Origin of the sequence: Streptomyces sp. NPDC053542 (assembly GCF_044544685.1) — a bacterium.
Lineage (GTDB): Bacteria > Actinomycetota > Actinomycetes > Streptomycetales > Streptomycetaceae > Streptomyces.
On record NZ_JBITXL010000001.1, the window covers coordinates 824431 to 838935 of the forward strand.

Consider the following 14505-nt stretch of genomic DNA (forward strand, 5'->3'; position numbering starts at 1 on the left):
TGCCGTGACCGACCGGACCTACCGTGTGACCGAGATTGTGGGAACGTCCCACGAAACCGTGGACGCCGCCATCCGCAACGGCGTACGGCGCGCGTCCCAGACGCTGCGCAACCTGGACTGGTTCGAAGTGACGCAGGTGCGCGGCCACATCGTGAACGGCGAGATCGAGCATTACCAGGTCGGCCTGAAGGTCGGCTTCCGGCTGGAGGACTCCGACTGACCCCGCGTCGCCGCCCGCGACCGCCGTACGGAAACCCGTAGACGGATCCGTAGCCGGATCGGATCCACAGGCTCTTATGGGGAGTCGCCTTCCGTAAGCGTCCGATAAGGACGATGATGATCCGCCGTCGGACCGACGAGAGGACATCCCATGGGGCTGCGTGCGGGACAGGGCGTACTACGCCGCAAACCGATCGAAATGATCCAGGACACCGAGGGCGGCAAGGGCGAACAGCTGACCCGCTCGCTCGGCCTGTGGCAGCTGACCGCCATCGGTGTCGGCGGCATCATCGGCGCGGGCATCTTCACCCTCGCCGGCACCGTGGCGAACGGCAAGGCCGGTCCCGCGGTACTGGTGTCGTTCCTCATCGCGGGCGTGGCGAGCGCGGCCGCCGCCTTCTCGTACGCGGAGTTCGCCGGGCTCATCCCGAAGGCGGGCTCCGCCTATACGTACGGTTACGCGGTCCTCGGTGAGCTGGTGGGCTGGTTCATCGGCTGGGACCTGCTGCTGGAGTACACCGCGATCGTCGCCGTCGTGGCGATCGGCATCTCCGGCTACTTCAGCTTCCTGCTGGGCGAGATGGGCGTCGACCTGCCCGCCTGGATGCTGGGCGCACCGGGGACCGGCGACGGCCACCGCGTCGACCTCTTCGCCGCGGTCCTCTGCCTCCTGATCGCCTACCTCCTCACCCTCGGCATCAAGAACGCCGCGCGGTTCGAGACGATCGTGGTGGGCCTGAAGGTCCTGGTCGTCCTGGTCGTCATCGCCGTCGGCTTCTTCCACATCAACACGGGGAACTACTCGCCGTTCTTCCCCTTCGGGGCCAGCGGCGCGTTCACGGGCGCGGCCACCGTCTTCTTCGCCGTCTTCGGCTACGACGCCATGTCGACCGCCGCGGAGGAGTCCAAAGACGCCCAACGCCACATGCCGAAGGCGATCCTCTACTCACTCCTCATCTCCATGGTCCTGTACGTCCTGGCCTGCCTGGTGCTGACCGGCATGCAGCACTACACGAAGATCGACCCGGAGAGCGGCTTCTCCACCGCGTTCAAGTCGGTCGGCCTGAGCAGCCTGGCGGACGTGATCGCGGTCGGCGCGATCATCGGCATCCTGACCGTCATGTTCACGTTCATGCTCGGCGTGACCCGCGTCTGGTTCTCCATGAGCCGCGACGGCCTCCTCCCCAAATGGTTCGCCAAAACCCACCCCACCCGCCACGTCCCGACCCGGGTCACCTGGATCGTGGGGGTGGCGTCGGCCGTCATCGCGGGGTTCCTGCCCATCGCGGAGGCCGCCGAGCTGACCAACATCGGCATCCTGCTGGCGTTCGTCGTGGTCTGCATCGCCGTCATCGTGCTCCGCTACAAGCGCCCCGACCTGCCCCGGACGTTCAAGTGCCCGGGCGTCCCGGTCGTTCCGGCCATAGGGGTGGTGTTCTCGATCTGGCTGATCACCTTCCTGGAGTGGCAGACCTGGGTCCGCTTCGCCGTGTGGTTCCTGATCGGCCTGATCATCTACTTCGCGTACTCCTACCGCCGCTCCGAGCTCGGCAAGGCGCACCGCGAGATCTCCGACCTGGAGGACCGCGAAGGACGACTGTGAGCGGGCGGCAGGGCCCGGTCGAAGCAGAAACGTGCCCGCGCGCCGGAGAGATCCGGCGCGCGGGCACGTTACAGGGGGGCGCGGCCGAGCGGGTCGGGCTCGGCTGGGTGGGTCAGGACTTCTGGAGGGCGGTCCAGAATTCGTCGAAGGACAGCAGGCCGTCGCTGTTCGTGTCCTTGGCCTTGATGACGGCCTCGGCGACGGGGCCGGTGACGTAGGCGTCGCCCATCTCGGCCATCGCGTGCTTGAACTCCTCGGCCGTGACCTTGCCGTCGCCGTTCGCGTCGAACCGTGCGAATGTGGCCTTGGCCTGCTCGATGTCTGCCACGGGGTGCCCCCTTCATGCGGTGCTGTTGTGGTGTCGTGCGGGTAACCGACCCGGGTACATTAACCGACTGTCACCAAAGGCCGGTCATGGCCTTCCCCGGTCCTCGCCAAAGCCGGCCAGCGCACGCGCCAGGTACGGCGCCGTGCGGCTGCCCCGCGCCGCCGCCACCTCGGCCGGCGGGCCGGACGCCACGATCCGGCCGCCGTCGGCGCCGCCGCCCGGCCCCAGGTCGATGACGTGGTCGGCGCCCGCGACCACGCCCATGTCGTGCTCGACGACGACCACGGTGTTGCCCGCGTCGACCAGGCCGTGCAGCTGGCGCAGCAGGACCTCGGTGTCGGCCGGGTGCAGCCCGGTGGTGGGCTCGTCGAGGAGGTACAGGGTGTGGCCGCGGCGGGTGCGCTGGAGTTCGGTGGCGAGCTTGATGCGCTGGGCCTCGCCGCCGGAGAGTTCCGTGGCGGGCTGACCGAGGCGGAGGTAGCCGAGGCCGACCTCCTGGAGCGTGCGGAGGCTGCGGGCCGCGGCGGGCACCTCGGCGAGGAAGTCCGCCGCGGTGTCCACGGTCATCTCCAGCACCTCGGCGATGTTGCGGTCCCGGTAGGTGATCTCCAGGGTCTCGGGGTTGTAGCGGGCGCCGTGGCAGGCCGTGCACGGTGCGTACGTACCGGGGAGGAAGAGGAGTTCGACGGCGACGAAGCCTTCGCCCTGGCAGGTCTCGCAGCGCCCGGAGGCGACGTTGAAGGAGAAGCGGCCCGCTTTGTAGCCGCGGGCGCGCGCCTCGTCGGTGCTTGCGAAGACCTTCCGTACGGCGTCGAACAGGCCGGTGTACGTGGCCAGGTTGGAGCGCGGGGTGCGGCCGATGGGCTTCTGGTCGACGCGGACGAGCCGGTCGATGGCGTCCAGCCCCTCCGCGGCGGCCAGTTCGGCCGTCGGGCGGGTCTCCTCGTCGTCCTCCGGGCCCGGGCCGCCCTGCCGCTCCCGTACGGCGTCTGCGAGTACCTGCGTGACCAGGGTCGACTTGCCCGACCCGGAGACGCCGGTGACGGCCGTGAAGACTCCGAGGGGGAACTCCGCGTCCAGCCCTCGGAGGTTGTGGAGGTGAATGCCGGAGAGGCGCACCGTGCCCGAGGGCTTGCGCGGCTCGCGCGCGCCGTCACCGCACGCACCGCCGCCGGGTCCACCGTCGCCGCCGGGCCCGTCGAAGAGGTAGCGGCGGGTGAGGGATTCGGGCACGTCCGCGAGGCCGTCGACCGGTCCGCTGTGCAGGACCCGGCCGCCGTGCTCACCGGCGCGCGGTCCGACGTCCACGAGCCAGTCGGCCCGGCGGACGACGTCCATGTCGTGCTCGACGACGAAGAGGGAGTTGCCCGCCTGCTTCAGGCGGTTGAGCACGGTGAGCAGGCTTTCGGTGTCGGCCGGATGCAGCCCGGCGGAGGGCTCGTCCAGGACGTAGACGACGCCGAAGAGGCCGGAGCGGAGCTGGGTGGCCAGGCGCAGCCGCTGGAGTTCTCCGGCGGAGAGGGTGGGTGAAGGACGGTCCATGCTGAGGTAGCCGAGGCCCAGTTCGGTCAGCACCTCGATGCGGGCGACGAGGTCGCGCGCGAGGGTGCCCGCCACGCTCTCCTCGGCCGTACCCTCGCTGCCGTCCGCGCCCTCGGCCGTCGGCCGCAGCAGCGCCGCGAGCGCCCCGAGCGGCATGCCCGCCAGCGCCGCGATGTCGTGCCCCGCGAAGGTGACCGCGAGCGCCTCGGGCCGCAGCCGCCGCCCGTCGCACGCCGGGCACGCCTCGGACACCAGGAACTGCGCGACGCGCTTGCGCTGCGTCTCGCTCTGCGAGTCGGCGAAGGTGTGCAGCACGTAGTGGCGGGCGCTCTGGTACTGGCCCTTGTACGGCCGCTGGATGCGTCCCGCCTCGCGTACCGGATGCACGGTGACGACCGGGCGTTCCTCGGTGAAGAGGATCCAGTCGCGGTCCCGCTGCGGCAGGTCGCGCCAGGGGCGGTCGATGTCGTATCCGAGCGTGGCGACGATGTCGCGGAGGTTCTTGCCGAGCCAGGCGCCGGGCCAGGCGGCGATGGCGCCGTCGCGGATGGAGAGCGAGGGGTCGGGGACGAGGGAGTCCTCGGTGACCCGGTGAACGCGGCCCAGCCCGTGGCACTCGGGGCAGGCGCCCGCCGCCGTATTGGGCGAGAAGGCGTCGGAGTCCAGCCGCCCTGTGCTGTCCGCCGGGTAGTCGCCCGCGCGCGAGAAGAGCATCCGCAGGCTGTTGGAGAGGGTGGTGACGGTGCCGACGGAGGACCGGGAGGTGGGGGCCGAGCGGCGCTGCTCCAGGGCGACGGCCGGCGGCAGCCCGCTGATCTCCTCGACCTTGGGCGCGCCGACCTGGTGGATCAGCCGCCGGGCGTAGGGCGCGACCGATTCGAAGTAGCGGCGCTGCGCCTCGGCGTAGAGGGTGCCGAAGGCGAGCGAGGACTTGCCGCTGCCGGAGACGCCGGTGAAGACGCAGAAGGCGTCGCGCGGGATGGCCACGTCGACGGCGCGGAGGTTGTGCTCACGGGCGCCGCGCACCCGTACGTACGAATCGGTCATGCCCTCCATGATCGGGGACGCGGGCCGGCAGGTCGCACCCCGCCGGCCCGCGTCCCCCGTCTCACTCCGACGTCTCACTCCGCGCCGACGGCCGCGAGCAGGCGCGAGTGCGCCTCCTCCCACGGCCCCGGCGTGGCGATCACCGCGCGCAGCCCGCGGATCTGCCGGGGCGGCAGTCCGGCGGCGAGCACGCCGGTGGCCTGCCCGTCGCGGCCGTACAGCGCGGCCACCCGCCGCTGCTCCTTGTCCAGCAGCACCGTCTCGGCCCGGTCGGCGCCCGCGAGCACCCCGTACGCCTGGAGCTTCATGCCGTACTGGTCGGACCAGAAGTACGGGACCGGCGCGAACGGGCGGCGCTCGTCCTGCGAGACGCCCAGCTCCACCAGCAGGTTCTTGGCCGCTGCCATGGCCTGCTCGGTGGCGTTCATCCGGTGCTCGATCCGCAGGTGGCGGCCGTGGCCCGGGTGGTACCAGCGGGCGACGTCACCGGCGGCGTAGACGCCGGGCGCCGCCGCGCAGTACTCGTCGCAGCGCAGCCCGTCGGCGGTGTCCAGGGCCGCGTCGGCACGCAGCCAGTCCACGGCCGGCTCGGAGCCGATGGCGAGCAGGACGGTGTCGGCGCCGAGCGTGCTGCCGTCGGTGAGCCGCACGCCGGTGACGTGGCCGTCCACCGTCTCCACGACGTCCAGGCTGCCGGTGAGCATCCGGACGCCGTGCCGCTCGTGCTCGGCGGCCAGCAGCGCGCCCACGCCGTCGCCGACGAGGCGGCCCATGGGCAGCGGGTCGCGGCCGACGAGCGTGACCTCGTGGCCGAGCTCGCGGGCCACGGCCGCGGCCTCGCAGCCCAGCACGCCGTTGCCGGCGACGACCAGCCGCCGCGGCGCGCCGGACAGCCAGGTCCGCAGCGCGAGCGCGTCGTCGAGCGTGCGCAGCGTGTGGACGCCGTCCAGGCGGGCGAGCCCCGGCAGGGTGCGGGCCCGGACACCGGTGGCGACGATCACGCCGTCGCACTCCAGCCGCTCCCCGCCGGCCAGCGTCAGCGTGCGCGTCCCGGCGTCCAGCGCGGTGGCCTTGGTACCGAGCCGGACGTCCAGGTCCAGCGCGTCGAGCTGGTCGGCCGTGCGCAGCCCCAGCCGGTCCCTCTCCCAATCGCCGCTCAGCAGCTGCTTGGAGAGCGGCGGCCGGTCGTACGGGAGGTGCGGCTCGTCGCCGACCAGCGTCAGCTCACCGGTCCAGCCGCCGCGGCGGAGCGCCTCGACGGCGGCGAGGCCCGCCGCCGAGGCACCGACGACGGCGATGCGTCCGACGGTCATGCGTCGACCTGGATGGCGGCGGCGGGGCAGATGGCGGCGGCCTCGCGGACGGCGGCGTGCTGCTCGGCGGGCGGCTGGGCGTCCAGCAGGACGACGATGCCGTCCTCGTCGCGCTGGTCGAAGACCTCGGGGGCGACGAGTACGCACTGGCCGGCGGCGCAGCACTTGTCGGTGTCGAGGGTGATGTTCATGGCTTCTTGCTCCTGTGGGGGTAGGGGGAGGACGGGATTACCAGGTGACCGGCAGCTCGTGGCAGCCGTAGATCGCCATGTCCGTACGGAAGGGGATGTCCTCGATCGGGACGGCGGGCCGCATCGTGGGGAAACGGCGCAGCAGGGTCCCGAGGACGACCTGCAGCTCGACACGGGCCAGCGCCTGTCCGAGGCACTGGTGGATGCCGTAGCCGAAGGCGACGTGGTGCTGGGCGTTGGGGCGGCAGACGTCGAGCTGGTCGGGGTCCTCGAAGGTCTCCGGGTCGCGGTTGGCGGACGGTACGGCGACCACGACGCCTTCGCCCGCGCGGATCAGCTGCCCGCCGATCTCGATGTCCTCGGTGGCGGCGCGGCGCGGACCGTTGCGGATGATGCTGTGGAAGCGCAGCAGCTCCTCGACGGCGCCGCGGATCAGCGACGGGTCCTCGCGCAGCTGCTGCGCGGTCTTCGGCTCGCCCATCATGCTCAGCGCGCTGAGGCCGATCATGTTGGCGGTGGTCTCGTGGCCCGCGACCAGCAGCAGCGCGGCGAAGCCGATGACCTCGTCGTGGTCGATCTCGCCGGTCCGCTGCTGCTCGACGATCAGGCGGCTGAGGATGTCGTCGCCCGGGTCCGCCGCCTTGGCGGTGACGAGGCCGTCCAGGTAGGCGCGCAGCTCCTTGCGGGCGGCGTCGGCCTCCTCCTGCGGGATCGTCCGGGAGAGCAGCTTGCCGGTGAGTCCCTGGAAGATCTCGTGGTCCTCGTACGGGACGCCGAGCAGCAGGCCGATGACGATCGACGGCACGGGCAGCGCGAGGGCCTCGACGAGGTCGACGGAGTCCGCGCCGTTCAGCTTGGCGGTCTGCATCGCGTCGCAGAGCTCGTCGGTGATCCGCTGGATCTCCGGGCGCAGCGCCTCGACCTTCTTGACCATGAACTCGCGGGTGACCATCCGGCGCAGCCGGGTGTGCTCCGGCGGGTCCATACGGATGAAGCCGCGGTTCTCCTGGTTGGCGCCGCCGGTCATGCCGCTGAGCGGGTAGCCCGGGGTGGTGGTGTCGGAGCTGAAGCGGGTGTCGCCGAGGATCGCCCGGATGTCCGCGTACCGGGTGACGAGCCAGGCCCAGCTGCCGTCGGGCAGCGAGATCTTCTTGATCGGCTCCTCGATCCGCATCCGGCCGAGCTCGGCGGGCGGGTCGAACGGGCAGCCGGTGGGGGGTTCCACGGGCAGCGGGGCATGGGGGGAAGTGACGGTCATGTCGCTCCTAGAAGGCACGTACAGCGAGGACGTGCGCCGCGGTGGGGCTTCGCCTAACAACCGTAAACTTACATGTGTATTGCGCAGGTAAACGAGCCGGGGGTACGGAGAGCGGGAGGTTAGTTGCTCATTACAACTCAAAGCCCCTGGCCACAGGGCCTGGAGCGCTGTACGAAGGTCAGCGCTCCAGCAGCAGTTCGAGGATTTCGTCCACGAAGCGGTGCAGGCGCTCGGGGTTCTTCGCCGCGGGGAGGACCTGCCAGAGCATCACCCGGCCGTGCACCGCCGACCACAGGACGTACGGCGCTTCCTCCCGGGAGCCGCGCACTCGCCAGCCCGCCTCCTCGCACGCGGCCAGCGCGTCGTGCAGGCCGCGTACCAGCAGGCCCGCCGGGTGCTGCGCCAGCCGCTCGGGGCCGACCGGGGACTGCCGGGTCTCGTAGAGCAGGCGGTACTTCGCCGGATGGTCGACGGCGTACGTGCAGTAGGCGCGCAGCCGGGCCCGCAGCCGGGCCACCGGGTCGCCTTCCGGGACCAGCGCGCCGGCCGCCGCCATGTCCTCGACCAGCCGCTCGTAGCTGACCTGCATCGTCGCCCAGACCAGCTCGGTCTTGTCCGCGAAGTGCCGGTAGATGCTGGGCGCCGCGACACCCGCCTCGCGGGCCACCGCGCGCAGCGACAGCGCGTCCTCGCTGCCGACCTGCTCCAGCAGCCGTTCCGTGGCGCTCAGCAGCTCCTCGCGCAGCCGGTCACCCTGGCCGCGCGGGTTCCTGGGCCGTGCGGCCGCGCTTTCCGTCATGCGCCGTACGCCTCTTTCTCGTCCTGGCGGGCCCTTAGGGCCTGTGTCATCACCCCGGCCGGGCGCCCGCCGCCTGGCACGCACTCTCGCGGCGTTGCCAAAAGGGCCTAGTAGCTCCGCTACGAGGCCCTTCCGGCGCCTTGCGATAGCACGGCACCAGACGACGCGCTCTGATCCGGCCGGAGTTATGACACAGGCCCTTAAGAGTTTCATACCGCGCCCCCGGCCCTGCCGCGCGGCCACCGCACCGCCCCGAAAACCGGCAGCGCACAGCCCCGGCGACCGCTACCGTGCGGCCATGCCCCAGCCCCCGTGCTCCAGCGCCGCTCCCTGGCGGCCCGACCTCTTCCCGCCCGGTCTTCCCGTTGCCGGGACCGTGAGTGCGCACGCCTCGGGGCGGGCCTGGCTGGCGCGGCTGCCGGGGCTGGTCCGCGAGGCCGCGGAACAGTGGGAGCTGCGGCTGTCACCGCCGTTCCACGGCGGCAGCTGCTCCTGGGTGGCCCCGGTGCGGCTGCCCGACGGCGGCCCGGCCGTCCTGAAGGTGACCTGGCCGCACCGGGAGGCGGCGGGCGAGGCGGCCGCGCTGCGCGCCTGGGGCGGCCACGGCGCGGTCCGGCTGCTCGCCCATGACCCGGCGCGGCACGCGCTGCTCCTCGAGCGCTGCGTACCGGGCACCACGCTGCTCGACGCCGTACCGGAAGCCGACCGGCACGCCGCTCCCCCGGACACCGCGCTCTCCCCCGAAGCGGGGCTCGGCCGCGCCGCCGACGTACTGGACGCCCTGTGGCGCGCACCGCGGCCCCCGGACGGCGAGCTGGAGACCGTGGCCGTGGTCTGCGCCGAATGGTCGGACCTGGTACGTGAACGCATGGCCCGGCTCCGGCCGCCGTACGACCCCGGCCTGGTGGAACTCGGCGCGTCCCTGCTGCGCGAGCTGCCCGCGGCCGCCCGCCGCGAGGTCGTCGTGCACGGCGACTTCAACCCCGGCAACGTCCTGGCCGCCGACGGCCCGCGCGGCTGGCTCGCCATCGACCCGAAGCCGATGACCGGCGACCCGGGGTACGACCTGTGGCCCCTGGTGACACAGCTGGACGATCCCTTCGAGTACGACGCACCGGAGCCCCTGCTGCGCACCCGGCTGCGGCTGCTGACCGACCGGCTCGGCGTACCGCCCGAGCGCGCGGCGGCCTGGGGCGTGGCCCGTTCCGTGGAGAGCGCCCTGTATGCCGCCGCGCACGACGATGTACCGGGCGGCGCCGAGGAATTGGCGGAAGCCAGGGTGCTGGCGGAGGTCGCCGGTCTGTGAACCGCGCGCCGCACCGGCCGGCGCGCCGGCACGGGTGCTAGACCGCGCCCGCCGCCGCGCGCAGGGCCGCCGCCCGCTGCGCCGGCGCGTAGCCCGGCGGGACGCCCGGGACCAGCAGGATGTCCGCGTCGAGGTGGCGGGTGCGGAGCGGGATGAGCTCCTGGTAGGCGGGCGAGTCGTACCAGGCGCGGGCGCTGTCCAGGTCCGGGAACTCGATGAGGACCAGGTGACCGGGCCAGCTGCCCTCGCGGACCTCGGCCTTGGCGCCGTGCACCCGGAAGCGGCCCCCGAAGGGGTCGAGCGTCTCCTGGATGCGCTCCATGTAGGACAGCACGTCCTCGTGCCGGCTCTCGCCCCTTATGTGACCCACGGCGTACGCACTCATGGCAGTCCCCTCTCCTTGCCCGAATGGCCGGATGCCCGGATGAGACCGGGTGACCGAATGGCCGCCGGCCGCTTCGTGCGGCCCGCGCCGACCCGTACGTTTCCACGCCCGGGTCAGCGCGTCGATGACCTCTGAGGTCATGGCGGGGCTGCGGTACACCGTGCCGCGAAGGTCAGTTGGCCCGCAGTGCGGCCAGCTGTTCGGCGAAGGGCACGACGTCGAAGGCGTCGTCGGCCGGCTCGGCCACGGGTGCCGTGGCCGCCCGCCCGAGGGCCAGCGCGGCCAACTCCCCCGCCGCCCGGTCGATGCGCTCCGTGAGCGCGCCGCCGGGGCCGCTGCCGCCCGTACCCCAGTCCTCGGACGCGGCGTACACGGCGGTCGGTACGACCACCGCGCGCAGGTACGCGAAGAGCGGGCGCAGCGCGTGCTCCAGGGCGAGCGAGTGCCGGGCCGTGCCGCCGGTGGCCGCGATCAGCACGGGCTTGCCGATCAGCGCGGTGTTGTCGACGACGTCGAAGAACGACTTGAACAGCCCGCTGTAGGAGGCGGTGAAGATGGGCGTGACGGCGATCAGGCCGTCCGCCTCCGTCACCGCCTCGATCGCCTCGGCCAGCGCGGGCGACGGGAAGCCGGTCACCATGTTGTGCGCGATGTCGGTGGCCAGGTCGCGCAGTTCGACGACGCTCACCTCCACCGCGCGGCCCGGCTCGTCGGCCACCCGCTGCCGGGTGGCCTCCGCCAGCCGGTCGGCCAGCAGGCGGGTGGACGACGGGACGCCCAGCCCCGCCGAGACGGCCACGATCTTCAGCGGCTTCATTCCGCCACCTCCTCCAGGGCCGCGGCGTCACGCTCGGCGACGCGTGCCGCGTGGGTGGGTCCGTCCGGCACCTCGGCCGGGCGGTTCTTGGCGAACTCCTCGCGGAGCACGGGGACGACCTCTTCACCGAGCATGTCGAGCTGCTCCAGCACGGTCTTCAGCGGCAGGCCCGCGTGGTCCATCAGGAACAGCTGGCGCTGGTAGTCGCCGACGTAGTCACGGAAGGCGAGGGTCCGCTCGATGACCTGCTGCGGGGAGCCGACGGTCAGCGGCGTCTGCTCGGTGAACTCCTCCAGGGAGGGGCCGTGCCCGTAGACCGGCGCGTTGTCGAAGTACGGACGGAACTCGCGCACCGCGTCCTGGGAGTTCTTGCGCATGAAGACCTGGCCGCCGAGGCCGACGATGGCCTGCTCGGCGGTGCCGTGGCCGTACTGCGCGTACCGGTGGCGGTAGAGCCGGACCATCTGCCGGGTGTGGTGCTTGGGCCAGAAGATGTGGTTGTGGAAGAAGCCGTCACCGTAGTACGCGGCCTGTTCGGCGATCTCCGGACTGCGGATGGAGCCGTGCCACACGAAGGGCGGTACGCCGTCCAGCGGGCGGGGCGTCGAGGTGAAGCCCTGCAGCGGGGTGCGGAACTTGCCCTCCCAGTCGACCACGTCCTCGCGCCACAGCTTGTGCAGCAGGGCGTAGTTCTCGATGGCGAGCGGGATGCCCTGGCGGATGTCCTGGCCGAACCAGGGGTAGACCGGGCCGGTGTTGCCGCGCCCCATCATCACGTCCATCCGGCCGTCGGTGATGTGCTGCAGCATCGCGAAGTCCTCGGCGATCTTCACCGGGTCGTTGGTGGTGATCAGCGTGGTGGACGTGGAGAGGATCAGCTTCTCCGTGCGCGCCGCGAGGTAGCCGAGCATGGTGGTCGGCGAGGACGGCACGAAGGGCGGGTTGTGGTGCTCGCCGGTCGCGAAGACGTCCAGGCCGACCTCCTCCGCCTTGAGCGCGATGGCGAGCATCGCCTTGATCCGCTCGTGCTCGGTCGGCGTCCGGCCCGTCGTCGGGTCGGTGGTGACGTCTCCGACGGTGAAGATCCCGAACTGCATGGTGGCCGCCTCCGTACGGTCCGCGAGAGCTCGCGGTAGTTGAATCGTGAACTACTCCGCCAACCGTATCGGACCTCGTGACTATTCCGCATCTCCGCCACCCGGCCCGCCCCGGCGCGACGGGGAGCAGAAATAACACCGATCCCGTGAAGTTCACGTCTTGATTTGAGAACTTCACATGTGCTTTTGTTCTAAGCATCATGAACGACGTGATTCCTGACCTCCGCCGCCCCGTGATCGGCGTCTCGCTGAAGCTGTACTTCGGTCTCGCCGAGACCCGGAAGTGGCTCGCGGACGTCGCCGCGCTGGCCGGTACCGCCGCGCTCGGTACACGCGCCGTCGACCTGTTCGTCCTCCCCGCCTTCCCGGCCCTGGCCGACGCCCGCGAGCTGCTGGCCGGCACCGGCGTGGCCTTCGGCGCGCAGGACGTGCACTGGGCCGAGTCCGGCCCGTGGACCGGCGAGGTGTCCGCCGGGATGCTCGCCGAGGCCGGCGCCACGTACGTCGAGGTGGGGCACGCCGAGCGGCGCGCGCACTTCGGCGAGACGGACGAGACCGTGCGCGCCAAGACCCGCGCCGCCACCGCCGCCGGGCTGGTCCCCGTCGTCTGCGCGGGCGAGCGGGACGGCGCCGACCTCGGGGCGGCCGTCGAGGAGACCCTCACGCAGGTGCGGTCCGCGCTCGCGGGCGCCGTGCCGGGCAGTGAGGTGGTCATCGCCTACGAGCCGGTCTGGGCCATCGGCGCCGCCGATCCCGCCCCCGCCGATCACGTTCTCGCAGTGGCCGCCGCGATCCGCGGCTGCCTGGACGAGCACGACGTACGCGGCCGCCTGATCTACGGCGGCACCGCCGGGCCCGGTACGTACGCCCGGCTCTCCGCCGGCCCCGTCGACGGCCTGTTCCTCGGCCGGCTCGCGCACGACACCGAGGGCCTGCGCCGCGTCCTCGACGAGATCGCCCCCGTCTGATCACTCCAGGGAGACTCCATGACCTACCGCATCGCCATCGGCTGCGACGACGCCGCCTTCGAGATGAAGGACGCGATGATCGCGCACCTCACGGACCGCGGCTACCCGGTCACCGACCTCAGCGCCACCCCCGACGAGGACTACCCGGACGTGGCCGAGCGGGTGGCCCGCAGCGTCGCCCGCGGCGAGCACGAACGCGCCGTCCTCGTGTGCGGCACCGGCATCGGCATGGCCATCGCGGCCAACAAGGTGCCCGGCATCCGTGCCGCGCAGATCCCGGACAGCTACAGCGCCGAGCGGGCCCGCAAGTCCAACGACGCGCAGATCGCCTGCTTCGGCAGCCGCACCATGGGAGTGCATGCCGCGCTGGTATGCCTGGACCACTGGCTGGTCTCGGACTTCGCGGGCGGCGGCTCCGCACCCAAGGTGGAGAAGATCAAGCAGGTCGAGTCCCGCAACCGCGCCATCCCCGCCTGAACCGCCGCTCCCCCTCCCTCTCCTCCGATCTCCTCCGAAAGGTGTGAGCACCATGCGCGCAGTAGTCATCGAGGAACCGAACAAGCTGAACGTCACCACCGTGCCGGACCCCACACCGGGCCCCGGCGAGGTCGTCGTCAAGGTCACCGCCGCCGGGCTGTGCGGTACCGATGTGCACATGCTGGCGGGCGAGTTCGGGCCCACCCGGTACCCGGTGATCCCGGGGCACGAGTTCTCCGGCGAGATCGTCGCGGTGGGCGAGGGCGTCACCGCCTTCGCCGAGGGCGACAAGATCGCCGCCGACCCGGCGATCTACTGCGGCGCCTGCCACTTCTGTGCCATCGGCCGCGGCAACCTCTGCGAGCAGTGGGGCACGATCGGCATCACCGTGGACGGCGCCGCTGCCGAGTACGTGAAGGTACCGGCCCGCAACTGTTACCGGCTGCCCGAGACCGTCGAGCTGCGGCACGCCCCGCTCATCGAGCCGCTGTCGACGATCGTGCGCGGCTTCGACATCGTCGACCCCAAGCTCGGCGACAACTTCCTCATCTACGGCGCGGGCACCATGGGCCTGCTCTACATGCAGGTCGCCCAGCGCGCCGGGGCGGGCTCCGTCTCCGTCGTGGACATCAACGAGGACCGCCTCGCGGTGGCGAAGAAGCTGGGCGCCGATCACGTCGCCACCAGCGCGGACGACCTGGAGCGGCGGCTGGGCTGGGAGGTCGTCACGGACTGCACCGGCAACATCAAGGCCATCGAGGACGGGCTGACCCGGCCGATCCGCGGCGGCACGTTCCAGCAGTTCGGCTGCGCCCCCGACCAGGAGCTGGCGAAGTTCTCGCCGTTCCGGATCTACAACGACGAGATCCGCATCGTCGGCTCGATGGCGATCCTGCACAGCTACGGGCGCGCGGTGGAGCTGCTCGGCAAGGGCGTCATCGACTCCGAGACGATGATCACCCACCAGTTCGCGCTGGACGAGTACGCCGAGGCCCTGGAGACCTTCAAGCTCGGCACGGGCCGCAAGCTGCAGATCGTTCCGGACAAGGCGCCGGCGTAATCGGCGGGCCCGCCGGGCGGCGGCGGTGGTGACTTCCGGATCGGCCGGTTCCTTGCGCACCACGTACGCGATCCGGTCACCCGGCGCGCGAGACG

General features: G+C 71.9%; 15 protein-coding genes. 6 read left to right on the plus strand and 9 right to left on the minus strand.

The window, feature by feature from the left end; genetic code table 11:
* Nucleotides 1-4: 4 nt before the first annotated feature.
* Together ACIGXO_RS03555 and ACIGXO_RS03560 are read left to right on the plus strand one after the other, a co-directional pair.
* A complete protein-coding gene (locus ACIGXO_RS03555) occupies nucleotides 5-220 on the plus strand; it encodes a dodecin (RefSeq protein WP_223732417.1) in 216 nt (71 codons plus the stop codon).
* 150 nt (nucleotides 221-370) lie between these two features.
* Nucleotides 371-1822: an amino acid permease gene (locus tag ACIGXO_RS03560; protein WP_399779568.1), complete on the plus strand. Its 1452-nt coding sequence runs from the start codon at nucleotides 371-373 to the stop codon at nucleotides 1820-1822.
* Between the two features lie 112 nt (nucleotides 1823-1934).
* Here ACIGXO_RS03560 and ACIGXO_RS03565 read toward each other — a convergent pair whose 3' ends face one another.
* The 6 genes from ACIGXO_RS03565 to ACIGXO_RS03590 form a co-directional block, all read right to left on the minus strand.
* Nucleotides 1935-2150 carry an EF-hand domain-containing protein gene (locus tag ACIGXO_RS03565; RefSeq protein ID WP_399779569.1) on the minus strand — a complete coding sequence of 72 codons (216 nt, stop codon included), beginning with the start codon at nucleotides 2148-2150 and terminating at the stop codon, nucleotides 1935-1937.
* A gap of 84 nt (nucleotides 2151-2234) precedes the next feature.
* Entirely contained in the window at nucleotides 2235-4739 is a 2505-nt protein-coding gene (gene uvrA, locus ACIGXO_RS03570; protein ID WP_399779571.1) for an excinuclease ABC subunit UvrA, read from the minus strand.
* A gap of 74 nt (nucleotides 4740-4813) precedes the next feature.
* On the minus strand, nucleotides 4814-6052 hold the full coding sequence (locus ACIGXO_RS03575) for an NAD(P)/FAD-dependent oxidoreductase (RefSeq protein WP_399779573.1): 1239 nt from the start codon (nucleotides 6050-6052) through the stop codon (nucleotides 4814-4816).
* Complete coding sequence (locus ACIGXO_RS03580; RefSeq protein ID WP_399779574.1) at nucleotides 6049-6243, minus strand: ferredoxin; 195 nt, start codon at nucleotides 6241-6243, stop codon at nucleotides 6049-6051. Before ACIGXO_RS03580 ends, ACIGXO_RS03575 begins: the two co-directional genes overlap by 4 nt.
* 37 nt (nucleotides 6244-6280) lie before the next feature.
* Entirely contained in the window at nucleotides 6281-7501 is a 1221-nt protein-coding gene (locus ACIGXO_RS03585; RefSeq protein ID WP_399779576.1) for a cytochrome P450, read from the minus strand.
* Nucleotides 7502-7679: 178 nt separating this feature from the next.
* A complete protein-coding gene (locus ACIGXO_RS03590) occupies nucleotides 7680-8300 on the minus strand; it encodes a TetR/AcrR family transcriptional regulator (protein ID WP_399779578.1) in 621 nt (206 codons plus the stop codon).
* A 298-nt stretch (nucleotides 8301-8598) separates the two neighbouring features.
* Here ACIGXO_RS03590 and ACIGXO_RS03595 point away from each other — a divergent pair, with 298 nt between their 5' ends.
* The gene (locus ACIGXO_RS03595) at nucleotides 8599-9606 is read left to right on the plus strand and encodes an aminoglycoside phosphotransferase family protein (protein WP_399779579.1); all 1008 of its coding nucleotides are present in this window, start codon (nucleotides 8599-8601) and stop codon (nucleotides 9604-9606) included.
* 37 nt (nucleotides 9607-9643) lie between these two features.
* Here ACIGXO_RS03595 and ACIGXO_RS03600 read toward each other — a convergent pair whose 3' ends face one another.
* From ACIGXO_RS03600 to ACIGXO_RS03610, 3 genes are all read right to left on the minus strand, one after another.
* Nucleotides 9644-9991 (minus strand): DUF1330 domain-containing protein, encoded by a 348-nt coding sequence (locus tag ACIGXO_RS03600; protein WP_399779581.1) that lies wholly within the window; start codon nucleotides 9989-9991, stop codon nucleotides 9644-9646.
* A gap of 172 nt (nucleotides 9992-10163) precedes the next feature.
* Nucleotides 10164-10808: an FMN reductase gene (locus tag ACIGXO_RS03605; RefSeq protein ID WP_399779583.1), complete on the minus strand. Its 645-nt coding sequence runs from the start codon at nucleotides 10806-10808 to the stop codon at nucleotides 10164-10166.
* The gene (locus tag ACIGXO_RS03610; protein WP_399779584.1) at nucleotides 10805-11905 is read right to left on the minus strand and encodes an LLM class flavin-dependent oxidoreductase; all 1101 of its coding nucleotides are present in this window, start codon (nucleotides 11903-11905) and stop codon (nucleotides 10805-10807) included. Before ACIGXO_RS03610 ends, ACIGXO_RS03605 begins: the two co-directional genes overlap by 4 nt.
* Nucleotides 11906-12114: 209 nt before the next feature.
* Between ACIGXO_RS03610 and ACIGXO_RS03615 the strand changes: the two genes are divergently transcribed.
* Genes ACIGXO_RS03615 through ACIGXO_RS03625 form a run of 3 tightly spaced genes read left to right on the plus strand, consistent with a single transcriptional unit; the run spans nucleotide 12115 to nucleotide 14410 of the window.
* Nucleotides 12115-12873: a triose-phosphate isomerase family protein gene (locus tag ACIGXO_RS03615; protein WP_399779587.1), complete on the plus strand. Its 759-nt coding sequence runs from the start codon at nucleotides 12115-12117 to the stop codon at nucleotides 12871-12873.
* 18 nt (nucleotides 12874-12891) lie between these two features.
* Nucleotides 12892-13350, plus strand: a complete 459-nt coding sequence (locus tag ACIGXO_RS03620; protein WP_399779589.1) for an RpiB/LacA/LacB family sugar-phosphate isomerase — start codon at nucleotides 12892-12894, stop codon at nucleotides 13348-13350.
* 52 nt (nucleotides 13351-13402) lie between these two features.
* Nucleotides 13403-14410 carry a zinc-dependent alcohol dehydrogenase family protein gene (locus ACIGXO_RS03625; protein WP_399779590.1) on the plus strand — a complete coding sequence of 336 codons (1008 nt, stop codon included), beginning with the start codon at nucleotides 13403-13405 and terminating at the stop codon, nucleotides 14408-14410.
* Nucleotides 14411-14505 lie beyond the last annotated feature (95 nt).